Annotated in this window: 21 protein-coding genes; 7 read left to right on the top strand and 14 right to left on the bottom strand. The window is 47.4% G+C overall.

The window, feature by feature from the left end; translation table 11 throughout:
- Positions 1-10 precede the first annotated feature (10 nt).
- A complete protein-coding gene (locus C1A02_RS09875; protein WP_101698066.1) occupies positions 11-1,396 on the top strand; it encodes a TrkH family potassium uptake protein in 1,386 nt (461 codons plus the stop codon).
- 105 nt (positions 1,397-1,501) lie between these two features.
- Here the strand turns inward: C1A02_RS09875 and C1A02_RS09870 are convergent, their stop codons facing one another.
- From C1A02_RS09870 to C1A02_RS09840, 7 genes are all read right to left on the bottom strand, one after another.
- Positions 1,502-2,284 carry a TIGR03943 family putative permease subunit gene (locus tag C1A02_RS09870; RefSeq protein ID WP_101698065.1) on the bottom strand — a complete coding sequence of 261 codons (783 nt, stop codon included), beginning with the start codon at positions 2,282-2,284 and terminating at the stop codon, positions 1,502-1,504.
- Between the two features lies 1 nt (position 2,285).
- Complete coding sequence (locus C1A02_RS09865) at positions 2,286-3,854, bottom strand: permease (RefSeq protein WP_101698064.1); 1,569 nt, start codon at positions 3,852-3,854, stop codon at positions 2,286-2,288.
- 1 nt (position 3,855) lies between these two features.
- Positions 3,856-4,872: a CobW family GTP-binding protein gene (locus tag C1A02_RS09860; protein ID WP_101698063.1), complete on the bottom strand. Its 1,017-nt coding sequence runs from the start codon at positions 4,870-4,872 to the stop codon at positions 3,856-3,858.
- A 20-nt stretch (positions 4,873-4,892) separates the two neighbouring features.
- Positions 4,893-5,729 (bottom strand): metal ABC transporter permease, encoded by an 837-nt coding sequence (locus tag C1A02_RS09855; protein WP_370737800.1) that lies wholly within the window; start codon positions 5,727-5,729, stop codon positions 4,893-4,895.
- Positions 5,730-5,810: 81 nt separating this feature from the next.
- Complete coding sequence (locus tag C1A02_RS09850; protein WP_101698061.1) at positions 5,811-6,566, bottom strand: metal ABC transporter ATP-binding protein; 756 nt, start codon at positions 6,564-6,566, stop codon at positions 5,811-5,813.
- A gap of 50 nt (positions 6,567-6,616) precedes the next feature.
- Positions 6,617-7,588, bottom strand: a complete 972-nt coding sequence (locus C1A02_RS09845; protein ID WP_101698060.1) for a metal ABC transporter substrate-binding protein — start codon at positions 7,586-7,588, stop codon at positions 6,617-6,619.
- A gap of 116 nt (positions 7,589-7,704) precedes the next feature.
- Positions 7,705-8,682, bottom strand: coding sequence for a Gfo/Idh/MocA family protein (locus tag C1A02_RS09840; protein WP_101698320.1), 978 nt, complete (start codon positions 8,680-8,682; stop codon positions 7,705-7,707).
- Positions 8,683-9,028: 346 nt separating this feature from the next.
- Here C1A02_RS09840 and C1A02_RS13860 point away from each other — a divergent pair, with 346 nt between their 5' ends.
- The 4 genes from C1A02_RS13860 (at position 9,029) to C1A02_RS09820 (ending at position 13,532) form a co-directional block, all read left to right on the top strand.
- A complete protein-coding gene (locus tag C1A02_RS13860; RefSeq protein ID WP_279385506.1) occupies positions 9,029-9,154 on the top strand; it encodes a hypothetical protein in 126 nt (41 codons plus the stop codon).
- Between the two features lie 310 nt (positions 9,155-9,464).
- Positions 9,465-12,116, top strand: a complete 2,652-nt coding sequence (locus C1A02_RS09830) for a calcium-translocating P-type ATPase, PMCA-type (RefSeq protein ID WP_101698058.1) — start codon at positions 9,465-9,467, stop codon at positions 12,114-12,116.
- 160 nt (positions 12,117-12,276) lie between these two features.
- Complete coding sequence (locus C1A02_RS09825; RefSeq protein ID WP_101698319.1) at positions 12,277-13,083, top strand: SDR family NAD(P)-dependent oxidoreductase; 807 nt, start codon at positions 12,277-12,279, stop codon at positions 13,081-13,083.
- Entirely contained in the window at positions 13,080-13,532 is a 453-nt protein-coding gene (locus C1A02_RS09820; protein WP_101698057.1) for a DUF3783 domain-containing protein, read from the top strand. Before C1A02_RS09825 ends, C1A02_RS09820 begins: the two co-directional genes overlap by 4 nt.
- 485 nt (positions 13,533-14,017) lie before the next feature.
- On the opposite strand, the gene C1A02_RS09815 is transcribed toward C1A02_RS09820, so the two are convergent.
- Positions 14,018-14,668 carry an HAD-IB family phosphatase gene (locus C1A02_RS09815; RefSeq protein WP_101698056.1) on the bottom strand — a complete coding sequence of 217 codons (651 nt, stop codon included), beginning with the start codon at positions 14,666-14,668 and terminating at the stop codon, positions 14,018-14,020.
- Between the two features lie 813 nt (positions 14,669-15,481).
- Here C1A02_RS09815 and C1A02_RS09800 point away from each other — a divergent pair.
- Positions 15,482-16,621 (top strand): CAP domain-containing protein, encoded by a 1,140-nt coding sequence (locus C1A02_RS09800; RefSeq protein WP_101698053.1) that lies wholly within the window; start codon positions 15,482-15,484, stop codon positions 16,619-16,621.
- 181 nt (positions 16,622-16,802) lie between these two features.
- Here the strand turns inward: C1A02_RS09800 and C1A02_RS09795 are convergent, their stop codons facing one another.
- The 6 genes from C1A02_RS09795 to C1A02_RS09770 all read right to left on the bottom strand — a co-directional run bounded on the left by C1A02_RS09795 (position 16,803) and on the right by C1A02_RS09770 (position 25,569).
- On the bottom strand, positions 16,803-17,234 hold the full coding sequence (locus C1A02_RS09795) for a hypothetical protein (RefSeq protein WP_129588159.1): 432 nt from the start codon (positions 17,232-17,234) through the stop codon (positions 16,803-16,805).
- Positions 17,235-17,795: 561 nt separating this feature from the next.
- Positions 17,796-19,700: an ABC transporter ATP-binding protein gene (locus C1A02_RS09790; RefSeq protein ID WP_101698051.1), complete on the bottom strand. Its 1,905-nt coding sequence runs from the start codon at positions 19,698-19,700 to the stop codon at positions 17,796-17,798.
- Positions 19,697-21,430, bottom strand: coding sequence for an ABC transporter ATP-binding protein (locus C1A02_RS09785; RefSeq protein WP_101698050.1), 1,734 nt, complete (start codon positions 21,428-21,430; stop codon positions 19,697-19,699). The genes C1A02_RS09790 and C1A02_RS09785 overlap by 4 nt, the downstream gene beginning before the upstream one ends.
- Entirely contained in the window at positions 21,415-21,933 is a 519-nt protein-coding gene (locus tag C1A02_RS09780) for a MarR family winged helix-turn-helix transcriptional regulator (RefSeq protein ID WP_164997189.1), read from the bottom strand. The genes C1A02_RS09785 and C1A02_RS09780 overlap by 16 nt, the downstream gene beginning before the upstream one ends.
- Positions 21,934-22,189: 256 nt before the next feature.
- On the bottom strand, positions 22,190-23,128 hold the full coding sequence (locus C1A02_RS09775; RefSeq protein WP_101698048.1) for a glycosyltransferase family 2 protein: 939 nt from the start codon (positions 23,126-23,128) through the stop codon (positions 22,190-22,192).
- Complete coding sequence (locus C1A02_RS09770; RefSeq protein ID WP_101698047.1) at positions 23,128-25,569, bottom strand: YfhO family protein; 2,442 nt, start codon at positions 25,567-25,569, stop codon at positions 23,128-23,130. The genes C1A02_RS09775 and C1A02_RS09770 overlap by 1 nt, the downstream gene beginning before the upstream one ends.
- Positions 25,570-25,802: 233 nt before the next feature.
- Between C1A02_RS09770 and yfbR the strand changes: the two genes are divergently transcribed.
- Complete coding sequence (gene yfbR, locus C1A02_RS09765) at positions 25,803-26,396, top strand: 5'-deoxynucleotidase (protein ID WP_101698046.1); 594 nt, start codon at positions 25,803-25,805, stop codon at positions 26,394-26,396.
- Positions 26,397-26,398: the final 2 nt, after the last annotated feature.

Genomic DNA, 26,398 nt, shown 5'->3' with positions numbered 1-26,398 from the left:
GAGGTTTTCCATGAGTTTTGGCACGGTTCTGACCAAAAGAATGCGGACTGCTCCGCCGGTCCGTATGGTTGTGATCAGCTTTTTGATTCTGATTATTATTGGCGGCTTTTTGCTGATGCTGCCGATTTGTTCCCGCAGCGGTCAAGGGACGCGGGCGATGGATGCTTTTTTTACATCGGTGTCTGCGGTTTGCGTTACCGGGCTCAGTCGGTTTGACACCTGGACGCATTGGAGTGCGATGGGGCAGGTAATCATTTTGCTGTTGGTTCAGCTGGGCGGCCTAGGTATTATTACATTTACAACCGGATTTGCTTTGTTGTTCCGGCAAAAGCTGGGGCTGCGAGAGCTTTCGCTGGCCCGTGAAAATTTGCAGGGAGAAAACCTGAATGTTTCTCAGCTTATCCGCATGATTCTTCTGGTGACCTTTGTTTCAGAAGCTGTGGGCGCTTTGATTCTAATGATTCGGTTTGTCCCTCAGTTTGGCGCTTATGGAATCTGGATTTCTGTATTTCAGGCGGTTTCCGCTTACTGTAATGCCGGGTTTGATATCATGGGATTTCAGCACCCCTATGAAAGCCTGATTCCTTATTCAGGGGATCCTTTGGTGGTGATTCCCACTTATCTGCTGATGCTGGTGGGCGGTTTGGGCTTTGTGGTCATTAGTGATGTGTATTATGCAAAGCTGCACCGCCGCTTCAAAGGGGAAAAACCTGCTCCGCTCAGTTTTCACTCGGTTGTGGTTTTGATCAGTGAGGCGGTTTTGCTGATTTTCGGCGCCGTTGTGTTTTTTGGTCTGGAATATAACAACAGCCTGCGGGATTTTGATTTTATGCATAAGCTAAGCGCCGCATGGCTTCAGTCCAACAGCATCCGAACCGCCGGGTTTATGGCTTTGGACGTGAGTAAACAAGGGGATTTGACCGCATTGATTTCACTTCTTCTCAGCTTTATCGGTGCGGCGCCTTGTTCCACCGGCGGCGGAATTAAAACCACAACGCTGGTGGTTTTGGCTGCGACGGTTCTGAGCGTAATGCGCGGCAGCGAAGAAACCGTGCTGCGGCACCGGATGATCAGCCATGCTGTGGTGTATCGTGCTTTAACAATCTTTACCGGCGGAATTCTGACTGTGTTTATCACCACCAGTGTGGTTTTGCTGAGCAATGCGGATATTAACGTGGGCGCGATGGCGGCCTTGCAAGAGGCTGTGGCGGCGTTCAGTACCATTGGAATGAGCCCAAGCCTGACGCCTCTTTTGGATGATGTTTCGCTGGTTGCGCTTATTGTTGCCATGTTTATCGGGCGTGTTGGCTTGGTGTCGCTGGGATTATCGGTTTCCATACGCCATGTGAGCAAAGCCGCCTGTGTAATGCCGGAAGGCCGGATTATCGTGGGATAACCAAACCAATTTTATAAAATCTTTCTTACCGAAAAAAGCCTTACAGGTCAATTGACCTGTAAGGCTTTTCTTTTAATTCGCTGTCTGCCATCTTTTGTGGATTCATTAATAAAGGGGGTACAGGTAACCGGGAACCTCTTGAGCAGGGGTAATGCTGGATACAGAGATTCGTGGCTCCTTAATTCCTTCATAGTCGGCATAAAATACCGTGCCTTCCACAGTGACCCAGCTGTCGGTTTTCAGCTGGGCAGTCCCGTCATACTGACACAACAGCCCCACCGGTGTCAAATCCGAAACACAGCAGGTCATCATCAGCCGGGCAGGCACAAATTCGTTCTGCTGCATTTGAGAAGAGTCCCGAAAAACCGATCCGGTCATTTTGATTTGGTATCCCTCATATTGATCGGGCGATTCATAGAGCTTGGTAATCCACAGATAAAATTCGCTGTCGGTTACAGTGATGGTTTTATTCGCCTCATCCAGACCCGAAAGCTCTGAACCATAGGCAGGTTCTTTCTTCCCGGGGATTTGCTGGGCAGAGGAAGAAGAGGGGTTGCCCGTGATGCTGTCACCGCCCAGATAACCCGACGACAAAGAAGAATAAGTTACCGGGGCATGGGGAAGCAAAAGCAGCAAAATGGGAATGGCCAAAGTCAGGCAATGAGCCGCCCGTACTTTTTGTCGGGAACGGCTGCGGTAAAACAGCCCGTTCATAGCCCAGATGACCATGACAGCAATGGTAAAATAAAAATAAGGAACCATTTTCGGGGTCACATACTGCTGGTATCCTCCGCTGATCACCAGATAACCGAGAATCACAGCGAAAGTAAGGCAGCAGGCAGATTCCAGAAGAGCTTGGGGATTCCAAATGCGTTTTTGTTCCGGCATTTCATCCACCTCCTGTTACAAAGCGGGCCGTGGCATACACCACCAAAAAGCAGACGGCAAAGCAGACTGTCAACAGCCGGGCCACAAAACGTTTGGAAAACCCGCCGGATAAAAGCAATACGTTTTTGATGTCCATCATCGGCCCGAACACCAAAAAGCCCATGATGGGTTCTATGGGGAAACGGGACGCAAAGCTTCTGGCGACAATCGCATCGGAAGAAGAGCAAAGAGAAAGCAGAAAGCCCAAAGCCATCATCAGCACAAGAGAAAGTGCAAAATCGGTGTGTGTTTGAATCATCAACGTATTGGTCACGGCAATTTGGAACACTGCCGCCAGAAATGCGCCGATGGTCAGATATTTCGCCACGCTGAAAAATTCGGCCTGAGAGTGCCGCAGAATCAGCGAAATTTTTTCTTTGGGAGAGTTCACGTTTTCTGCGCCTTCATAGCAGCCGCAGCTGCACATCACCCGGTCAAATCCGGACGAAAATACCGAAACCGGAGAAGGGCGCAAAGCAAACCATAAGCCGATCAAAACAGAAGCCACGATTCCCATGCCCACTCGGCCCAGCATAATAGACCAATTGCCGTTAAAGGCGTAATAAGTAGAGAGCATTACCACCGGGTTAATGACCGGAGCGGCTGCCATAAAGGTGACGGCAGCAGGCAATGGAATTCCCTTTTTGACCAAACTGCGAAAAATGGGAATGGAGGCGCAGTCGCAGACAGGAAGGCAAAAACCAGCCAAAACTGCCACTGCCATGCCGCCAGCTAAATTTTTGGGGAACCGCCGTTCAATGGTTTGGCGGGGGATCAATACCTGAATTACAGAGGAAATCAGAACTCCGATCAGAAGAAAAGGAATGGCCTGAAGCATAATGCCCAAAAAAATATTGATTACGGTATTTACCGGAGTTTGAGTCAGCTGAAATATAGATTCCGCCCCCAGATAAGCGGAAATCATGGCGAAAATCGCTATGGAGAAAACCGTTATGGGGTTCTTCTTTTTTCGATAAGTTAAATTCAGGATGCTGGCATGGGCATTATCCTCTAAAAGCGGAACGCCCGGGTTTAATTCCCGCAGCATGCGGCGCAGGCGGCGGAATTCGGAATCTGAAAAAATACCCCGCGCCACAACAAAATCACAGGATGCAATTTGTTCCGGCAAAGCGGAACCGGTTCTGCCCAAAAGCTGCTCTAAGGTGGCGGCATCTGCCATGTGCAGAATTTTTTGAATACGGCAAAGGTCAGACAAATCCCGGTGCAGAAAAATGGCATACAGTTCTGATAAAGGGGCAACGCCGTTCCATTCCACCCAAATTTCATCCAGAGGGTTTTCCTCCAGATACTGTTTTAGCTGGCGAACTGACTTTTCTGGTTCCTGTTCCAGCACTTTTTTGGGGACAATCATCACGTCGCATTTGGCTTTTTCAGATAGAAGTTCCATCCCCGACTCAAATTGAATAACCATTCGGCGCACCGACTTGGTATCCTGTTGAAACAGGTGATTCAGCAAAGTGGTTTTTCCGGATTCTAGAAAGCCGGTGACAACATAAACCGGAACAGACATATTATCCCCCCTTGCCCAAAAGCATAGAAAGCCCTTGTCTATCAAAATTGCTGCCGATCAGGCATAAGGAGCCTGCGGCCAAAGAACAAGGGGTCAGGCTTAGCTCCCCGGGAAGATATTGCACGGCAGCGGCGCCCTGGGGCGTATTTAAGATTCCTTTGGCACGCAGAATATGCCCGAAGCCCAGTTCTTCCGCCTGTTTAAAGGCCGTTTCCAGTTCCTCTTCGGTCACCGTGCGGGTCAGTTCCAAGGTAATGGTGTCAAAGGCATCCTGTGCGCTGTGATCATGGCGGCAAGGCTCACCCCCATGGTGAAGCTCTCTTCCTTCGGCAGAATCGTGTTCACAGCAGTCGTGGTGATGATGGGTATGACCGCAGTCCTCCTGCCCACTGTGGCTATGTACGCAGGAACAGCCGGCAGTTTCTGTGTCGGGAACAGAAAGCCCCAGCAGCTTGGGGAAATTCAAATCCTCCCAAAGGCCTGAGAAAATTTCTGCATGGGGGTTGATTTCCGCCAGCTGCCGGGCAGTTTGTTTTGCCCGTTCCGGCTGTTTTTCCCCACGGCTGAGCAGAATACTGTCGGCATGTTGGATTTGATCTTCGTAAAATTCGCCGAAGTTTTCCAGATACATGCTGCACCGCAGCACATCTGCCACAGTGATTTTCCGACGGATGGAAGCAACCGCAGAAATTTTGGGGGAGAGGCATGCGGCTTGAATGTCAGAAAGCTTTCCCACACCGGAGGGCTCAATGATAATCTGCTTGGGTTTTAATTCTCCGATTACCTCCAGAATGGCCTGAATGAAATCCCCGGTCAGGCTGCAGCAGATACAGCCGGAACTGAGTTCTTTTACCGTAAATCCTCCGGACTGAATCAAAGCGGTGTCCATGCTGATTTCGCCGAAGTCGTTTTCAATTACTACCGTCTCTTCGGGAGTCAGTACATTTTTCAGCAAATGCTGGATGAGGGTGGTTTTTCCGGCACCTAAAAAGCCGGAAATAATATAGATATCTGTCATATGCATTTCTCCTGTGCAGGTCAAGGGGCGTTATGAAAGCTGCGTTTTCTACCGGATGCAGCCCATTTTACCAGCAAAATCAAAATCAAAATGATTACCCCGATCAAAACAATCGTTGCGCCGGGGCGCAGTCTGGCATAATACGAAAGGAATAGTCCCGAAACAGTGAAGGACAGGGCAAAAAAGATCGACCACAAAACAGTTTGGCGGTAACTTTTACTGATTTGCATGGCGCAGGTGACCGGAATCACCATCAAAGAAGATACGATGAGAGCCCCCACCGTTCGTGCCGCCACAGAAACAGTTACCGCGGTTAAGATGGTAAACACGAAATTGACGGCTTTTACCGGCACACCGGCCAGCCGGGCGGTGCGTTCATCCAGTGCAATTAAAAACAGCTCTTTGTACAAAAGCAGAAAGCACAAAAGCACTGCGGCGCTGATGCAGCAGACCAGAATTAATTCAAAGTCGCTGATAGCCACAATGCTGCCGAACAGAAAGCTGTTAAAATTGGCCGCACTTTTCACAAAGCTGGACAAAACGCCTGCCAGGCCAATACCGGCAGACATAATGATGGCAATGGAAAGTTCTGAGTATTTGGGGATGCGCTTGCGAATGGCCTCAATGCCCAGCGCAGCGGCGATGCAAGTGGCAATTGCGCCCAAAACAGGGTTAATGCCCAGCACCAATCCGGCGGCAACACCCGCCAAAGAAGTGTGGGAAAGAGCATCCCCCATCATAGACAGACGCTTAAGCACCACAATAATGCCGATACAGGGAACCGTGGCTGCCAGCAAAATGCCCACAAGAAAAGCCCTTTGCATAAATTCGTAATCCAAAATGGACATGAGAAACATTCCTTTCGGTGGCTGAATAACAAAAAAAGAAGATGCCTGCCCTCCGGAATAACGCCGCGGAAGGCAGGAATATTTCAGGAATTAAAATGAATGACCGTCACAGCCCTTGTGGTTATGGGATGTGGGGTGCTTATGGCGGTGCCTTAGTTCGTCCGCCATTTGAGAGCGGTTCAGCTCTACCAAAGAGCCTTCTTCCAAACAAAGAACCCGGGTGACATAATCCAAAGCCCCGGCAATGTCATGGGTTACCATCACAACCGACAGCCCGGTTTCCCGGTTCAGCTTGGCCAAAAGCTCGTATAAGGAACGCACGGTTTGGGCATCCACACCGGTGGTGGGTTCGTCCAGCAGCATCATGCGGGGGTTCCCGGCCAAAACCCGGGCCAGCATCACACGCTGCTGTTGTCCGCCGGAAAGTTCGCTGAGCATGCGCTTGGCATAAGCACCCATATCCACGGCTTCTAATGCTTTTCGGGCCTTTTCTTTCTGCCTTTTGTCGGCAAAATGCAGAAATCCAATTTCGGAATATAAATTCGCCTTAACGATCTCCTCTGCGGTGGCCGGAAAATTTTCTCCGGCTGCGGATCCGTTTTGCGGCACATAGCCGATTTTAGGCCAATCCCGGAATTCCGCCAAGTCTTGTCCAAACAGTTGGATTTGCCCCTGCTGGGGGTAGAGTTCTCCCAACAGCAATTTCATCAAAGTGCTTTTCCCGGCGCCGTTCACCCCGATAATCGCCGTAAAGTCCCCTTGATTCAGGGAAAAACTAACGTTGGACAAAATAGGCTGTGAGCCATACGAAAAGCTTAAATTTTTTACCTTCAGGATACTGTTCATCCGCTCGTCCCTTTCCTTTCAGGTGATCAGGCGCGTTTGCTTCCCGTGGGTCAGGAAATGTCAGCGTCTTTTACTGCTTGCAGATTTTTTCTCATAATAGAGAAATATTCATCCCCGGCGTTCTGGCTCTCTTCACTGAGCCCTTCAATGGGGCTAAGTACAGCTGTCTTTGCGCCGGTTGCTTTGGCAATGGTTTCGGCTACCTTGGGGTTTACCAGTTCTTCAAAGAAAATAGTATTGATTTTGCGCTCTTTGGCAAACTCGATAATTTCGGCCATTCTGGCGGCGTCTGGTTCTGAATCGGGAGAAAGCCCTTCAATAGCCACCTGATTCAGGCCATAAGTCTGGCAAAGATATCCGAATGCCTGATGGGCAACGATTAAATCTTTATTTTTCAGAGAAGCTGTCATGTCTTTCCATTCCTGATCCAGCTTGTCAGCTTCTTCTGCGTATTTGGCATAATTGGCTTCATAATAATCTTTGTTGTCCGGATCGGCTTGTACCAGTGCGCTTTTGATGGATTCCATTTCTTTTTTGGCATTGACCGGGCTCAGCCACACATGAGGATCGGTGGAATGTGCTTCTTCTTCTTCCTCATGTTCCGCTTCGTCCTCGTCATGGCTGTGGCCTTCCAAAAGGGAAATCCCGTGAGAAGCTTCCACTGTAACCAAATCTTTGTTTTGCAGGGAGTTCAGAACACCATCGACCCAATGTTCCATGCCTGCTCCGTTATAGACAAATACGTCTGCTTTTTCCAGCCCTACAATATCATTGGGGGTGGGTTCCCAGTCGTGGGGCTCGGTGCCCGGGGGAACCAAATTGGTAACGGTTATTTTGTCCCCGCCGATTTTTCCGGCAAAATCATACATAGTGTAAAAGCTGGTGTACACATTCAGCTTTTGCCCCGCAGCTTCGGAAGCGGTACCTCCCGTTTCAGAAGAACTGCTACTGGCAAAAGAGCATCCGGTCAGCAAAGAAGCACAAAGGCTCAGGCTGATAACTCCAGACAGCCATTTTTTCATGGTGAAACCTCCAGGTAAAAGATTTATTCGCAAATGAAATTCACTTGCATTTAGGATGCGATTATTATAAACCCCTGCCAGGCGGCTGTCAAGAAAAAGAGAACATAAAACCGGATTTATTTTTCACAGGGATAACAAATTCCCCATTCCTGCCGGATAGAGTCCATCAGGCGAAGAATCCGCAGCGTTTCGCTGTGTGGCATTTCAGGGCATTCCAAAAGCCCGTTTTCTATGGCATGAAGGCAAGACCTCACTTCATATTCCAGACCGGAAATCTGTTCTGGGCGCCGGTATTGCGCAACAAGCGCTCTGTTTTGATCCAGATGCTCGATTACTTCCATATTATTAATGTTATGAATCGTTAAAAGGCCTTTGCTGCCAAAGACACAGGCTTTGCGGTCGCTGACCGAAAGCATGGTGCTGTTGAGCACCGACATTTTCTGCCCGGGATGTGTCAGAGCAATACAGCTTTGAATATCAATCCCTTCCGGTGATTGAATGACACTGGACGATACTTTTTCAATGTGAGGGCCAAAGACCAGTGCATCCAAAGTCAGCAGGTAAACACCGATATCCAACAGGGCACCCCCGCCCAGGTTGGGATCTTTCAGGCGGGGCAAAGGGGCCAGTGCGCTCATGCTGGCCTGAAGCAGATAGGGCTCGCCAATGATACCGTTTTGCAAAAGCTGGCAAAGCTGTGCACTCAGGGGCATATAGCGGGTCCAAAGAGCTTCGGTAATCAATAGCTTTTGCTGCCGGGCATAAGAAAAAAGCTCGGTGGCCTCCGTTTCATTTACGGTAAAGGGTTTTTCGCAAAGGACATGTTTTCCGTTTTGCAGACAAAGCATGGCGTGATCCCGGTGGTAGTTATTGGGTGTGGCAATGTATATTAATTCAATTTCCGGATCCTTTGCCAGTTCTTCATAAGAGCCATAGGCTTTCTGTGCACCATACTCTGCAGCAAAAGACTGAGCGCGGGAAAGATCCCGGGCAGCTGCCGCGTGTAAAGATACCTCAGGCATTTGCCGCAGGGTATCTGCCATTTTTCCGGCGATGTTGCCGGTACCTAATATCCCTATCTTCCACTGTTTCATGTCCATTTTTCCTTTCGGTTTGTCTTGTTTTTTTATTATATCGATTTTAAAAATGCTTTGCAAGAAAAGGTTTTTCCCATCATTGAATTTGAAATTAAGAAAAGGCTGATGTGTTGGCAATGGAATAAAATGGTGAAATGAAATTTTGATTTTTTGGTTTTCTATCACAAATTGTCTGAAAAGTAAGAAAAAAGAATGAAAAAACCATAAAAAAAACAATTCTGCATAAAAAAATATAGACAATGGCATTTGTTTCCGTTATAATGATTATATTGTTAAAAGAGAAGATATCGTGCCCAAGCTTAGAACCGGTGCTGGAATTCTGCTGCACCGGAACCTTATCGAAATGGCTGCCGATTGTGATCCGCTTTTTGTGGAAAAACAAGAAGCATTTTTATGTAAAAATCTAGAAGTTTTATCAAAAATGCTGGAAGGCGCAGAAAAAAATTCAAAATCGGGGCATATTTTTTAAAAAACTACTGGACAAATACAGGCTGATGAGAGATAATATAAAAAGTAAGGAAATGGATTCATATTGTGGGAAATGACCGTACAATGTGGGCTCCAGTCACATTTTTTCGGGATTGCTTCACAGCGTTCCCGTCTTTTTGTTTGACTTGGCATTTTTTTGTGGGAAGAAAACGGTTAGTTAATTTACTGACAAAGGCCAAAGAGCATTTTGACGGAAGCGGAACGTGGTCTTGCAATTTCCAGAACTGTTTCGTCTGACTGTACCCGGAGGGAACGGTCAAATACAAAATATTGGAGGTTGACATCTAAGAATGAATTGGCACGCTGAAGCTCTAGAAAAAATTCAGGAAACCCTGAGAACGGACTTTAAGCTTGGTTTGACCACTGCCGAGGCGGAGGCCCGCCTGGAAAAGCATGGCCTGAATAAGCTGAAAGAGAAACTCCCTCGTACTTTTTTCCAGCGGTTTATGGATCAGATGAAGGATGTTATGATCATCATTCTTCTGATTGCTGCTTTAATCTCTGTCGTATTAAGTGTTTATAACACGATGCACGGTCTTGAGCCGGAGTGGATTGAACCGATCGTGATTATTCTGATCGTTGTACTTAACGGTGTTTTGGGCGTGGTTCAGGAAAGCAAGGCGGAAGCCGCACTGGAAGCGCTGAAGAATATGACCGCTCCCAATGCGAAAGTATTGCGTGACGGAACAGTGCAGCACATTCCCTCTTGCCATCTGGTGCCCGGCGATATCGTCGAGCTGGAAGCCGGGGATTTTGTTCCTGCGGACTGTCGCTTGATTCGAAGTTCCAGCCTGAAATGCGATGAAGCGGCTTTAACCGGTGAATCCGTACCTGCGGATAAATTGGTAACCAATGAAGTAAAGGGCGATGCGCCTTTGGGCGACCGTTTTAATATGGTCTATTCCGGATGTGCGGTTTCTTACGGAAATGCCCGTACTGTGGTAATCGGCACCGGTATGGAAACCGAAATGGGCAAGATTGCTGCATTGCTGGATGAAGAAGAAGATGGAATGACCCCTTTGCAGATTAAATTGGCACAGCTTGGTAAATATCTGGGCTTTTTGGCATTGGGAATCTGCGCGGTTATTTTTGTTATTGGCCTGATTGACGGACTGGACATTCTGGAAATGTTCATGACAGCGGTATCTTTGGCTGTTGCGGCGATTCCGGAAGGCTTGCCCGCCATCGTTACCATTGTGCTTGCCATCGGTGTACAGCGCATGGTGGCTAAAAACGCCATTATCCGTCAGCTGCCCGCAGTTGAAACATTGGGCAGCACTTCGGTTATCTGCTCGGATAAAACCGGTACTCTGACCCAGAATCGTATGACTTTGGTGAAGGCATATACCGAAAAGCAGGGAATTGTTCCGCTGGATTCCGATCTTTCTGCAGAAACGTTGTCTCTTCTGCGTTTGGGAACTCTTTGCACCGACGGAACCGTTCGGGTTGAAGAAGACGGAACCGAGAAGCATTTGGGCGATCCCACCGAAACGGCGATTGTGGCATGTGCGCTGCGCAACGGGATTCATAAGAAAGATTTGGAGCAGACCGCGCCGCGAATTGGAGAAGTTCCTTTTGATTCCGACCGTAAGTTGATGACCACAGTTGTCCGGATGGACGAGAAAATTGTTGTCATTGTAAAGGGTGCGCCGGATATCTTGTTTGGCCGCTGTGTCACTGGTGATGTTGAGGCGGCTACCCGTGCCAATGAGCAAATGGGTCAGGATGCTTTGCGTGTGCTTGCCATCGGCAGCAAGATTCTTACGGAAGAGCCCAAAGAATATACTGCTGCTGAGTTGGAGCAGGGCCTGACCTTGGTTGGCCTGGTTGGTATGATTGATCCGCCCAGACAGGAAGTAAAAGGCTCGATTGCAGAGTGCTATCAGGCTGGTATTCAAACCATTATGATTACTGGTGACCACGTGGTAACGGCTTCTGCCATTGCCCGCGATTTGGGAATTCTGCGCGAAGGCGAGAAGGCTGTTACCGGCACTGAGCTGCAGGCGATGAGCGATGAAGAGCTCGCAGCAAACATCGAAAAATACAAGGTGTATGCCCGTGTTACTCCTTCGGATAAAATTCGAATTGTAAAAGCATGGCAGGATCATGGCCAGGTAGTTGCCATGACCGGTGACGGCGTGAACGATGCGCCTGCCCTGAAGGCAGCGGATATCGGCTGCGCCATGGGTATTACCGGTACTGACGTGGCCAAAGGCGCTGCTGCAATGACCTTGACAGACGATAACTTTGCCACCATTGTAACGGCGGTAAAGGAAGGCCGCGGTATTTATGATAATATCCGCAAGGCCGTTCAGTTCCTGTTGTCTTGCAACCTGGGTGAGGTTTTGACCGTTTTTGTGGCAATGCTGCTGTGGAAAGAATCCCCCTTGATGCCGATTCAGCTGTTGTGGATTAACTTGGTAACCGATAGTTTGCCGGCGTTGGCTCTGGGTGTGGAGCCTGTGGAGTTTGATGTTATGGAACGCAAGCCCCGTGCAAAAAGCGAGAGTATTTTTGCGAACGGTGTAGGAATATTGTCCGTTTGCCAAGGCCTGATTATCGGTACCGTTACTCTGATTGCTTACTATGTGGGCAGCCGTGTAATGACTACTCCCGGTGAAATCAACATCCTTTTGGGTGAGAGCATGGCATTTGCCACCTTGGCAATTTCGCAGCTGGTTCATGCGTTCAATATTCGTTCCAGCCATTCGCTGTTCCGCGTTGGTTTCCATACCAACAAGCACATGATCGGTGCCTTCTTTGCTTCCCTGTCGCTGATGCTGGTTGTTCTGTTGGTTCCCTCCATCAACGATATCTTCCAGGTAGATCATATGCATATGGATGCTTGGGGCTGGGTCATCGGACTGTCCTTAGTGCCTTTGGTTGCGATGGAAATTTATAAAAATATTACGAGCTTATTCTCAAACAAAAAATCAGCGTAGTAAGACCAATTCTTAGATGAACACGGCAGGCCGGTTCCTTTTGGGGAGCCGGCCTGTTTTTTCTTTCAAAATGTCGTTGGCGATTTGGAAAATTTCGGATATAATAAGAACGATTGAAAAATTTATGGCTGTGCCAATGGATAAGGAAAGGAAATCGGCTATGAAAGCACTGATAACAGGCGCAAGCTCAGGGATTGGGCGGGACATGGCAAGGATTTTAAGCCGCAGGGGTTATGATTTAATTTTGGTGGCCCGGCGCAGGGACAGGCTGAAAGAACTGCAGCAACAGCTGCCAACCAACGTTACGGTCATCTGTGCTGATTTAAGCCAGGAACAGGCATGCTTTGATTTATACGAGCAGGTCAAAAATGAACGTATCCATATTTTGATTAACAATGCGGGGTTTGGGTTGTTTGGTTCTTTTGCAGAAACAGATCTGCATCGGGAACTGGAACTGATTGATGTGAATATTCGGGCAGTGCATATTTTAACCAAGCTGTTTGTGCGGGATTTTATTGAAAGGGATTCGGGTTACATTTTGAATGTATCGTCCAGTGCGGCGTTTTTGCCCGGCCCTTTGCTTTCTTCTTATTATGCTTCAAAGGCCTATGTTCTGCGGCTGACTCAGGCAGTGTCAGAAGAATTGCGGCGTAGGGGAAGCCGCGTCTATATTGGCGCTTTGTGCCCCGGCCCGGTAAAAACAGAATTTGATCAGGTGGCAGATGTACACTTTAGCGTCAAAAGCATGTCCAGTCAGCGGGTGGCTATGATCGCCATTCAGCAAATGTTTTCGCGCCAGCCGGTGATCGTTCCCGGCACCATGATGCAGGCGGCCAGGGTGCTTCAAAAAATCGTGCCGGATCAGCTTCTGGTGCGGATTTCTTATCATTTGCAAAAACGCAAGCAAGGCTCGGATTTACAAAAAAGAAAGGAGAGGCGCAAAAGCTGCGCCGGAGAAAAAATATGAAAGCAAGAGTGGTAAAAGAGGTCGTTCTGCTGTATCGTCTGGAGGAAGATACGGAACTGGGAAAAGCCATTGCAGAGGCGGTAAGCCGCGCAGGAGCTTCCTGTCGATATGTTGCGGCGGATCAGGTGGGGGAAACCGTGGGGAATCTGGTTTCCGGTTCCATAGAAGGGAAAGAATATACCGGCGAGGTTCCGGAACACAGCGCGATGGTGTTTTCGGGTTTTACCCGCAATCGGTTGGACGATGTGCTTAACCGGCTGCAAACAGCAGATTCCCGCAATAAGGCCATGAAAGCGGTTGTCACCGATATGAACCGGGAGTGGGCTTTTGGAGATTTGGTCAAGGAACTGACACGGGAGCGGGAAGCAATCCGCAAACAATTATTGGCGCAGCAGGAAAAAGCCAAAGCAGAACAGGAAGAAGCTTCTTCGGTTCCACAGCAGCAATAAATCAGAAAGAGACAAGTTTCTGCTTCGTGAACATATAAAACCACACTGACAACGGCGTTTAGGCCGTTTGCAGTGTGGTTTTTCTCTTAATAAAATGATTATAAAAGAATGAGGGGAATCTTCCATTCGTAGTTTTAAAATCAGCTCCAGAAATAGCAGTTCAAAACAAAATCCAGCGTTAGTTAGACGCCGGCAATCTCATGCCCTTTTCGGGCTTGTGCAAGCCACCCGCTTTACGGGTGGTTCTGATTTCTGGGAAAGGGTTTGTATCAATCACATGTGTTATCAATAACCGTAATTTGAATAATTACTTTTTGAAAACACCAATTTGATGGCTCAGTCGACTGATTGTGCTAGTTGTTTGGCAAAAGAAACGATTGCTCTTTTAGTTCTTTTCTCGTTTAGGGGGAGTTGATTCCATTTTCGTTTTTTCGCCATAGTTGGGAAAACAGAACAAGCATCTATTTTGTTTTTTTATGTTCCTTCTAAAATACAGCAGAAAAAATATCCACAGCAGTCGAAACAGGTTTGGCAGGGCACAGTTCATCCAAAAGGCGGCACAGCTGTTTTTCTTCAAAAACGGAATAATCAGCACAGTCCCGAATAGCGGGGGCGATGGGCCGAACACCGCCAAATCCGATTCCTATGTTTGCAAGCCGGATCATTCCGGCATCGTTGGCACCGTCACCCACAGCCACAACCGGGCAAGGAAAGTGGGGAATAATTTCATCTTTGTTGAGATAGTATGCGATTTTTTCGATATATCCGTTTTGAATCACTGTTTTTGAAGAAAAGCAGCGTCCTTCCATATGTAGCCGGGTCAACAGCGGCTCAATCCATACGTCGGGGTGTTCTGTGGCAATAAAGCATTGTTCTTTGTGATCGCGAATCCACCCGGCCAACTGTTCATTGACGGGAATTTCGGAGATTATTTGCTGGGCAGTATTTATAGGAAGTTGCCGAAGCAGTTCCACCTGAAGACGAAAGCTTTCTTCAAAGGGCAGCCTGCCACGCAAAGCTTGGTCGGTGATTTCTGTCATTTTTTCATCCAGTCCAATTTGTTCAGCCAATAAAGGCAGGATTTCCGTTAAAGTAATGGTAGAGTCTAAGTCAAATAAAAAATAAGATTCCTGCATAAACAAGAGTCCCTCCTTCAGATAATAATTTCATTATATCGAAAAGGAATGCAGGGATAAAGCGAAATGCCAAAAGATACAGGATTTAGCATTATTTACACACAGACAATAGCAAAGGTTTGGTGTTTTATTTTGGGATATCTTGTAAAGATAAGCTGATGAAAATCCCGGGAAAGAATTATGATTGCCGCGAAAAACAAGCAAGCATAAAGTCGCCCAAAGGAATATTCTTTGTTTGGCACCATGGTTATCATGAAAAGTGATAAAGAATTTGAAAAGATCCCAAAAGCCATATCGGAAGACAGACGATATTTCTCGGCTGCTTTAATTGATTCTTTTCTTAATAGAAATAAATCGTCAAGTTTATTAAATCCTTTTACGATATTCACAGCCTCATAGGGTGACAATTCTTTTGAAAATAGTTCATCGGGTTTTGAGTGAAGCTTTTCTGTAACAAAATCAGGCGCTGTAAATCCTTTTCTTCTCTAAAAAAGGAGCAAAAAAGTAAAAAACAGGGAAAATCGACAAGTTGTTTTCTTACATTTTTATCAGTGGCTTTTGTAATGATTTTCCACTCAAAATAAAAATAAGATTGGGTAAAAGAAAACCGCCCCTTATTGAAACCCCCGTCTGGCTTACATTTGGGCAAAGGGAAGGGCAAAGAAAAAGAAAAAGGCCCCCTTTGAAAAAATGGAATTTTCCGGCCGTTTTTGTCAAAGTATGATTCGGCAAAAGAAATACCATTATTTACAACTTGAAATATGTTACAACAATGTTACAATTATTACAAGTTATTACAAGGAGGTACATACTATGAAACTACGCAGAATATGCGCGGCGGCCCTGGTGGTTGCAGTGGGATCCACGGTGACGGCCTCGGCGGTTGCCTTTCAAAAAACAGATCTGCCTGCCAGCACAGCCGTGTCTTGCCCAACAGCATCCACAGGGAATGCCCAATCTGCCAACAATTCCGGATGGCTTCAAAGTATTGTAAATGATGCGTTTAACAGCACCGCAAAAACCACAACTTCTCAGGCTGCGAAAATTGCAGCAGGAAGTGAAAAGCAGAATTGTGATACCACAACTGCCGGTTCTAAAGCAGTGGAAAGCACCAAAAAAACAACTAGCCAGAATTGTGACACCACAGCGACCAAGGCAGCAACCAGCAAAAATTGCTCTACGGTGGCCGCCGTTCCGGATCTTTCTAAGGTATTGAATCAGGTTTCCTGCAAGCAGGTTAACGGCACCAGCACCCCTTCGGTTGCAAATGTCACTCAGTCTGCTTTGCCGGATTGCTTCCAGCAGCTGCTCAAGCAGTGCGGAATTCAGCTGCCTGACAGCCTGAAGAATGCTTGCCAGAAGCCGGGCTCTTCCTCTTCGGAATCTTCTTCTTCCGCTTCTTCTAAAGAGCCCGGTTCTTCCGAATCCAGTTCTTCCTCTAACTCCGGTTCTTCTTCCAGCCAGCAGGAATCCAGTGCACCGTCTTCCAGCAAGCCTTCTTCCAGCGCTCCGGAAAGCAGCACTCCTTCCTCCAGCAAACCGGAAACCAGCACCCCCTCTTCTTCCAAGCCGGCGGATAGCCTGACTTTTGAGGAACAGGTTGTTCAGTTGGTGAATCAGGAGCGTGCGAAGGCCGGACTGAAACCTTTGACCATGAACCTGAAGCTGTCTGACGTGGCAAGAGCCAAGTCTCAGGATATGCGCGATAACAACTACTTTTCTCACACCAGCCCCACTTATGGTTCTCCCTTTGACATGATGAAGCAGTTCGGGATTTCTTACCGCACCGCCGGCGAGAACATCGCCATGGGTTACCGTACCCCCGAAGCTGTCATGCAGGGCTGGATGAATTCCCCCGGACACAAAGCCAACATTCTGAACAGCTCTTTTACAGAGATCGGCGTGGGCTATGTGGCTGACGGAAGTTATTGGACTCAGCAGTTTATCGGCTGATTTGTATGCGTATTTGCAAACGATAAAGAAACCGGCGGGCAGCTTTGGCTGTCCGCCGGTTTTGGGTTAAAAGGCTTTTTCCTCTAAAACGTGTATCACAAGAGCCGCGGGAACAGCATCGTCCCGTGGCTCTTGTTCGGATTTTATCGGCTTTCTGTGTTCCAGGCTTTCTTTATAACGGTTAGCTCAGCGAGGATGCGCTGGGAAATTCCTCTTCGAAAGAAGTGTCCGGAAAAGCATCTTTCAGATACTGTGTGGCTTTTTCCAGGTTTTCCCGAAAGGCCTGTGCTTCTTCTGACTTTCTTAATTCATTGGCATTGATATTGATGTAAGGTATTAAAACAGCCAATTCTTTCGTATTGCTTTGAAAGGCTTCTTCTTGTGGAATTTGGTTTTCTGTTTCGATTTGCTTTTTCAGCTTCTGTAAATAGTCTGATTTCGCTGTCCGGTATAAATCCAGTTTTTCTTTGGTATCATCTGTAATCAGTTTTTTTTGCAATCCTTTTTGACTGGTGTAAATGACTTTTAAATAATTTTCGCGAGCGGATTTATTGCTTTCCAGATAGCCCACCAAATAATCGGGGGATTTTTCTTTGGATTTATCTGTAGTCATTTCAGCAAGATCTTGTAAATAAGTGCACTCGTCAAACCAATCAAAGGAAAACGTGTTTACCATTGCCTCTGATAAATGAGTTTCTGCATCATTCTTTTCGAAGCTGTTTTGAGTGTTGCAGGAACTGAAAGAAAATAAAACAATGGTAAATGATAAACTGGAAACTATTATTCTTGCACAAGAACCTTTTAACTTTTTATGTTTTTCTAAATGCATTCATATCACCTATTTTCTAACTGAATTCTTTCTCTAAAACAGTTACGACAACTCCAACTGAATAATTGCACCGCAATCAACCCATTTATTTTTCACCTTGGGGTAACTGATACACTTACACTGGCATAATAACTTGCGTTGGACTGTCTTTATTATATTGCAAAATAAATGCTTGAAATTTAAATTAAAGAAGCATGTAAAAGAATAACACTATCACCATATTGAATGATACGGCTCATAAGATGCTCGATAACTCTTTTTATTTTGTCTTGTTTAAAAGAAAGCAGTTGTGTCATAAAAACACAACTGCTTTTTTACTATAGTATGCTGTTTAGGTGGTTAGCATCAGCTCAGCTCAAACATTCCGTTATAAAGCTGATAATATTTGCCCTTCATCGCCAGAAGTTCCTCATGATTTCCGCGTTCAATAATTCTTCCATGCTCCAATACCATAATCGCATCTGCATTGCGTACTGTGGAAAGGCGGTGAGCGATCACAAATACGGTGCGCCCGCTCATCAAACTGTCCATACCCTTTTCAATCAGTTTTTCAGTTCGGGTATCAATAGAAGAAGTCGCTTCATCCAAAATCAAAACGGGAGGATCTGCCACGGCTGCTCTGGCAATCGCCAACAGCTGCCGCTGCCCCTGAGATAAATTGGCGCCATCGGCGGTCAGCCGGGTGTGATAGCCCTGGGGCAAATGCCGGATGAAGGAATCGGCATTTGCCAGTTTGGCGGCGTTTATCACTTCTTCATCAGTGGCGTCCAGCCGTCCATAGCGGATGTTATCCAGCACAGTTCCTGTAAACAGGTGGGTGTCCTGCAATACCATGGCCAAAGAGCGGCGCAGGTCATCTTTTTTGATTTTGCTGATGTTAATGCCGTCATACCGGATTTTTCCGTCAGGCACTTCATAAAATCGATTGATTAGGTTTGTGATGGTGGTCTTGCCCGCACCGGTAGAGCCGACAAAGGCAATTTTTTGACCGGGTTTCGCATAGAGCGAAATATCATTGAGCACGGGTTTGCCTTCTTCATAGCTAAACACTACATGGTCAAAGTCTACTCTGCCCTCAACTTTGTGATAGGTGATGGTTCCATCTGTTTGATGGGGATGCTTCCAGGCCCACTGGCCGCAGCGCTGGCCGCATTCGGTCAGATTGCCGTTTGCATCTTCCTGGGCATTTATCAAAGTGACATAGCCGTCGTCAATTTCCGGTTCCTCGTCAATGAGTGCAAAAATGCGTTCTGCACCGGCCAAAGCGCTTAAAACCGCATTCAGCTGCTGGGACATTTGAGCCAGCGGCATGGAAAAGCTGCGGGTAAACTGCATAAATACCACTACGGTTCCCAACGTCAGAATGTTGGCAATGGCCAGAATACCGCCCAAGATGGCAGTGAGTGCGTATTGAAGGTTTGCCAGGTTGCTTATAATGGGCATTAGAATGTTGGCAAAGGTATTGGCCTTATCTGCAGAATCCCGAAGGTTTTCGTTAATCTGGCGGAAGTCCTCGCGGGCGGCCTGCTCATGGCGAAATACCTTGACCACCCGCTGCCCTTCAATCATTTCTTCTATGAATCCGTTGACATTACCCAGTGCTTCCTGCTGGTTTTTAAAATAATTTCCGCTTTTTCCGCCGATCACCCGAATGACATTGATCATCACAATCAACATCACGATGACCATCAGGGTCAGCTGCCAGCTGTAATAAAACATCATACAGAAAATGCCTACCACTGTGATAATGGAAGAAATAAAGCTGGTAACACTGTTGGTCAGCATTTCACGCAATGCATCGGTATCATTGGTAAAGCGGCTCATCAGTTCGCCATGGGTTTTGGAATCAAAATAGCGAAGGGGCAGCTTTTCCATTTTCGTAAATAGATCCACTCGAATTCGGTACAGCGTGCTGGTGGAAATCTTCAGCATGATATAGCTGTACAAATACGAACAGATAGCACCCAGTACAAAAATGCCCAGCATAGTCAGCACCAAACGCAGGAATTTTTGCATCAGGTCGTCACTGTAATTTTGCACCATGGGGGTAAGACAGTCATCAATAATGGTTTTTAGCATGGCGTTGCCAAAAATTTGGGCGCCGGAACTGATTAGAATTGCCAGAACCACGAACACCAAAAGCATTCGGTATTGACCCAGATAGCTGAAAATACGGCGCAGAGTTTTACCGGTGTTTCTTGGTTTTACAGGCGGAAGCTGTGATTTTTTCACTTTGGAAGAGGTGCTCATTGGGGCAGCCCTCCCTTCTGCTGGGATTCGTACACTTCACGGTAAATTTCATTGCTTTGTAACAGTTCTTCATGAGTTCCCACCGCGTTGATGGTTCCGTTATCCATTACGATAATTTTATCTGCGTCACAAACAGAAGTAATGCGCTGCGCAATGAGCAATACGGTGGTACCTTTCAGCTCTTGGCGCATTCCTTCGCGAATTTTTGCGTCTGTAGCGGTGTCCACAGCGCTGGTGGAATCGTCCAGAATAATAATTTTTGGCTGACTGAGCAAAGCCCGGGCAATACATAAGCGCTGCTTTTGTCCGCCGGATAAATTGGTTCCACCCTGTTCTAAAAGGGTTTCATAGCCATCTGGGAATTTATCAATGAATTCTTTGACCTGGGCAGCCTGACAGGCACGATCCAAATCTTCTTGTGTGGCGTCGGGATTTCCCCAAAGCAGGTTTTCCCGAATGGTGCCGGAAAACAGAACGTTCTTTTGAAGCACCATAGAAACACAGCCGCGCAGGGTATCCAGAGCATACTCTTTGACCGGATGGCCACCCACCAGAAGCTGCCCGCCGGACAAATCATACAGGCGGGGGATTAGCTGCACCAAAGTGGATTTGGCTGAGCCGGTTCCGCCGATGATGCCCACAATTTCGCCGGAGCGGATGTTGAGGTTGATGTTTTCCAGTGTCAAATTGTCTTTTTCGCTTCCATAAGAAAAGGATGCATTTACAAACTCAATAGAGCCGTCTTTGGGACAGGGGGAGCTGTCGGCTGCATCACGGATATCAGAGATTTCGTTCAGAACCTCTTGAATACGGGTTACGGAAGCCCGAGACAGGACGCACATAATAAAAATCATGGATAAAAACATCAAGGACATTAAAATCTGGGAGTTATAGGTCAAAAAGGCGGAAAGCTGCCCAATTTCCAGTCCGCCGCCAATCACCAGATTTCCACCGTACCAGACGACTGCTACAATACAGCCGAAAATGGTTAGCTGCATAATGGGCATATTCAGGATGATCAATTTTTCCGCAAAGAACTGGGCTTGGCGCAAAGTCTGCGCATTGTCAGTGAATTTTTTGGTTTCGTGATCTTCCCGTACAAATGCTTTCACCACGCGGATGCCAATCAGGTTTTCCTGCACAGAGGCATTCATGGTGTCATAATGGGTCAGCATGCGCTGAAAGCGGGGAAACCCATTTTTAATAATGTAAAATAATGCTACGCCAAGAATCGGAATGGCTATCAGGAACACCAAAGAAAGGTTTCGGCTGATCAAGACGGCCATGGTGGTGGCGCCTATCAGCATAATCGGCGCACGGACTCCCATGCGAATGATCATCATAAAAGCATTCTGCACGTTGGTCACGTCTGAGGTCAGCCGGGTAATCAGAGATGCAGTGGAGAATTTATCCACATTGGAAAACGAAAAATTCATCACCTGATCAAACAGTGCGTTGCGGATGTTGGCTGCCAGTCCGGTGCTGGCTTTGGCTGCCATGCGACCGGATAATGCGCCGAAAATCAGCGAAATCACAGCCATCAAAATCATCAGACAGCCCATTTTAACGGTGTAAGAGATTCCGCCGCTGCCAAGTACGCCGTTGTCCAGCATATTCGCCATGACAAAAGGGATGGCAATTTCCATCATTACCTCTCCGGCTATCAGCAGTGGCGATAAAATGGCATAGAGCCGGTATTCGCCCAGCAAAGAGTTTAGTTGTTTGAGCATATAGTTCCTTCTTTCTGACACGCTTTTGGGTGGTTATGACCATGAAAAGCGTTGTGGGAATGCGGGTGGGGGAAACAAGTGGTTGCTGCTTTTTTCAAAAGGGCTTTCAGCATAACGCTTTCCTCCGGTGTTAAAGCCTTACAAAACTGCTGTTCATTTTCCAGCAGCATGGCATCTATAATGCCGCGAAGGGCTTTCCCTTTTTCTGTGATAGCAATGCGTTTGGCTCGGCCATCTTGAGAACAGGGGGTGCGAACCACAAAGCCGCCTTTTTCCAGATAACCCATAATGCTGGTAATGGTTGAGCTGCGCATGGAAAACACGGTTTCCAAGTCCTTCTGAAAAATTTCCTGTTGTTCATGAACCAATAAAAAAAGCAGTACTTTGGCCTGACTGCTGGTGATTCCAAATTGAGCTAGATAAGAATTTTGGCGTACTTCCAGCTGATGTGCAATAAAATCCAGGCACAGGCACAAAGGTGGCTGCCAGTTTGGCCCTGTCAAAAGAATCCCTCCTGAATAAAAAAATGAATTGGCTCTAATTCGAGTAACTAGAATTAGAGCTAATTATTATATGATGATAAACGCATCAAAAGGAATTGTCAATACTTTGCGCAAAATTTAATATTCCATTCCGGAAGAGAAAAAAGAAATCCCCCGGCAGAACGATGTTGGTTTCATCCAACGCAATCTGTCGGGGGATTTTTTCTTTTGATTTTTTGCCAAAAGGCGCTTTTATCAGAATCAAAAAATGTGTTTTTTAAAGCTCTTTTTCAATTAAAAAGCGTGGTCTGTCTTTTACTTCGTTGTAAATTTTTCCGATATAGCTTCCCACCACACCAATGCAGAGAAGCTGAATTCCGCCCAGCAGCCAAATGGAGCAGATGATGGCGGTCCAGCCGGCTACGGCGTTCCCGGTAAAATAAGAAACAAGAGCATACAGCAGGCCGAGAATACTGAAACAGGAAACAAGAATTCCCAGATTGGCAATGATTTTCAGCGGCTTCACACTAAAAGAGGTAATTCCGTCCATTGCGAACGAGATCATTTTTTTCAGCGGGTATTTGGATTCCCCGGCAAAGCGCTCGTGGCGCTCATATGTGACGGTTCCGCTTTGAAAGCCAATCAGCGGCACAATTCCGCGCAAAAACAGGTTGGTCTCTCGGTAATCGGCCAAAGCATCCAGCGCACGCCGGCTCATCAGGCGATAGTCGGCGTGATTATAGACTAAGTCCACACCCAGCATTTTCATCAGACGATAAAAAGCCAGGGCAGTGTTCTTTTTAAAGAATGTGTCTGTGTCCCGTTTACTGCGTACCCCATAAACCACATCGCAGCCGTTTTGAAACTGGCGTACAAACTGATCCAGTACCTCAATATCATCCTGCAAGTCGGCATCCAGGCTGATGGCGCAGTCGGCATACTTTCGTGCGGTCATCAGTCCGGACAAAAGTGCATTCTGATGCCCCCGGTTATGAGCCAGCTTTACGCCGCCCACCATGGGGTTTTCCTGATGATAACCTTCTATCAGCTCCCAGGTTTTATCCCGGCTGCCGTCATCCACAAATAAAATGCGGCTTTCGGGGGCTGCGATTCCGCTTTGCATCATGCCGGTCAGCTTTGCAGTCAGCCGCTTGACTGTTTCCGGCAATACCTGCTCTTCGTTGTAACAGGGTACGACAAGGTATACGATAGACATTATAATTCCTCCTTGGCAGTCCCTTCCTCTGGGGCTGGTTCGGTTACCGGAGCTTTGATCCGGTAGATTTTTCTTTTATGAGATTCTTTTTTTCGAAGATCCGCACGCACCGTCAGGCGGTGATACAGCACCAGAAGCAGCAGTGCCCCGCCGGATAACAGGATTCCTTCGCTCAGGCCCGGGGTGCTGTAATCAAATCGAATTTCCGATTCCCCGGCGGGAACCCGCACGGCCATAAAGCCCACGCTGACCTTTTCCACGGCTGCCGGCTGTCCGTTAACCGTGGCACTCCAGCCCTTTTCATAGGGGACGCTGAAAAAGACCAGTCGTTCCTGATCCGATGAATAATGCAGAGAGAAACCGGAATTATCACGGGTAAAGCCGGTTCCGGCACTTTCCTGACGCTCCTGACAAATTTCAAAATACTCTTCATAATCGAAAAACAGTTCATTGGGCTCCAAAGGGGAAAGCAAAGAGCCATAGGTCTTGATTTGTTCTTCTGACAGCACCAGAGCGTGCAGCAGAACGAGGCTGCGCTGATTTTCCGGCAGATCGTCATACTGCTCTTGGGTTATATAAGAATTATAGCCAAACCCCAACGGAATATAGTATTGGTTTTCCCAGATATCGAATCCGTTTTCAGTACCCCAATAGCGCCAGCCGGGCATTTCGGGATTCATCCGATCCATTCCGCCAAAATAGTTGTCGTCGTGGGTGTCGTCAAACAGCCATCGGCAAGAGGTCAATGCCCTCAGTCCATAGGTTTTGGTATCCGGGCGGGAACCCACATCACGCGAGACGCCGATGGTGGGGTAAAACTCCATGATAGAACCGGGCACAATGCTGTGAAAGGCCTGTATGGTCGGAATCTGCCAGTACATGGCCTGATTATCCATGGAGTTATAAAAATCGGAGCGGACATTCTGCAAATCCGGTACAGAAAGCTCTGCGCCTCCGTTCAGGGCATAAGGAATCAGATGCTTTCGCACATCCTCCGATTGGGTTTTCCCCAAAGAGATAAAATAAATAGAATAAAGGAAAGATATTACGGCGATTCCAACCATCATTTTTTTCCGGAACAAAGGACGGTTTCGGCGGTAGGCTTTCAAGACAATGCACAGCAGCAAAAGGCTGAGCAGTGAGATTGCCACATAAGCCCAAAATCGTGTGGGATATTCCTCCAGACCAAAGGTGCGTGTGGTAGTACCATTGTTGGTTTTGGATTGAGGAATCAGGCCGATGGGCAAAGCGATGCCCAAGGTGATTCCGGTAACCCACCGAACAGCTCGCCGCCAATCGCTGCTTTCCCGCTCCAGAGCCAGCAATGTGGCAAGGCACATCATCAGCACCAGCATATAGAACCAGCGGGCATAATAAGAAGAGTTAAACAGTTGGAACGCCGAGTTTAAAATCGGAACCATAGCCATCACAAATAGAATGCCCAGCAGTTTTTTCAGCCAATGTCTGCGGCGGTTTTGCAGAAAAGCAAAAACCCCGGTCATGCTGAATAAAGGCAGCCATGCCCCCAGCGAGGCCCATTTCGCTTCGGAATTGGGTGTGAAGTTTGGCCGGGCGGGAATATCGGGCGGAAAGAAAAATGCCTGTAAAATATGAAGGTATCTTTGGTTCCAGCCATATAAAAGCGCCCCCCAGCCGTCTGGTGGATTGTCCACCCGGGGGTTTTGCACCACGGTGAAAATGGTGGGAACCAGCAAGGCACCGGCCATTGCCACGCCCAGCACTGATTCAAGCAGCAACAGCAGAAAGTCCTTTGCTGTGATTTTCCAGCTGCCGCAGAAAGCCCGTACCAGCCAGTATAAAATGCAGAAGGTGACTTGTCCCACAAAAAAGTAATAATTTAAAAAACAGCTGGCAAATACCGTGACTGCAAACAGTCCCCGCCGCCGATGGTACATGTATTCATCCATGGCCCAAAGAACCAGCGGGAAAACGATAATCGCTTCGTGAAAATGATTAAAAAAGATATTATAAACAGAAAACCCCGAGAATGCGTAAAGCATTCCTCCCGCCACGGCAAATTGCGGATCTTTAACGTACCGTTTCAGGTACAGGCAGCCTGAGGCCCCCGAGCAGGCAAATTTCAAAATCAGCAGCGGCCCCATCAGATAAGGAACGGCATTGCTGGGAAAAGGCAATGTCAGCCAGAAAAAAGGACTGCCTAACAGATAAAAGGAATAAGAGCCCACAAAATTAGCGCCCAGGTCTGTCGTCCAGCTCCATTTCCAATCACCGCTGCGAATGGCATCGTGGCACATGCGGTAAAAGGGAATTTGCTGTACGTTAAAATCTCCGTAAAATAAAAAATAGCCGCTGTCTACCAGTATAAATGGCAGAAAAATCAGCAGAGCTAACCCCAGACTATAAAGAAATGCTTTTAAAATCACATTTTCGCTGGGTTCCATTTTGGAAAGTAAATTCAATCCGTTCACTCCCTTGCGAAGATATCAAGCTGCATAAATCGCAAGCCAGAAAAGAGACACCCATCGCCGGTTTGCGGCGTGAGGTTATTATATCATAGGAATTCCCACGAAAGAAGAGGGAAACCCTCTAATTGTAAAATAATTTCGATTTGTTGTGTGAAGCGATTTTCTTTGGTATAATAACTGACGTAGTTGTCTTAAACTGTTAAAACAGGCGGCTGGGAGGAAATGAGATGTTTCATTTTTACGCAATGCTTTCCCGGATGAAATATATTAACCGGTGGGGGCTGATGCGAAATACCCGGCATGAGAATATCTGCGAGCACAGTCTGGACACGGCAGTGATCGCCCATTCTCTTGCCCTATTGCGCAATACTCGCTTTGGGGGAAATGTGAATCCGGAACGGGCTGCGGTTTTGGCCATGTTCCATGACGCCACAGAAATTCTGACAGGGGATTTGCCCACGCCGGTAAAATATGATAACCCCGACATCCGGCAGGCATACCGCCGGGTGGAGCAAGTGGCTCAGCAAAAGCTTTTGGCACTGCTTCCACCAGATTTGCAACCGGCTTACCGGCCGCTGATTTGTGGGGATCAGCCGCAGGATCAGGACCTTCTTCCGCTGGTAAAAGCGGCAGACAAGATTTCGGCCTTGATTAAATGTGTGGAAGAGCGGGGCATGGGAAACGCAGAATTCCGACAGGCGGAACAGGCGCAGCGCAAGGCGATCGCTTCTATGGGTCTGCCGGAAGCAGACTGTTTTTTAACTGAATTTTTGCCGTCTTATGAACTGACGTTGGACGAGCAGGATCTGCCAAAGGACTGAGG

The sequence above is a fragment of the Clostridium minihomine genome (genome assembly GCF_900240385.1).
In the GTDB taxonomy this organism is placed as follows: domain Bacteria; phylum Bacillota; class Clostridia; order Oscillospirales; family Acutalibacteraceae; genus Faecalispora; species Faecalispora minihomine.
The sequence above is the reverse complement of the archived record's forward strand: the minus strand, read 5'-3'. Positions and strand labels throughout refer to the sequence as shown.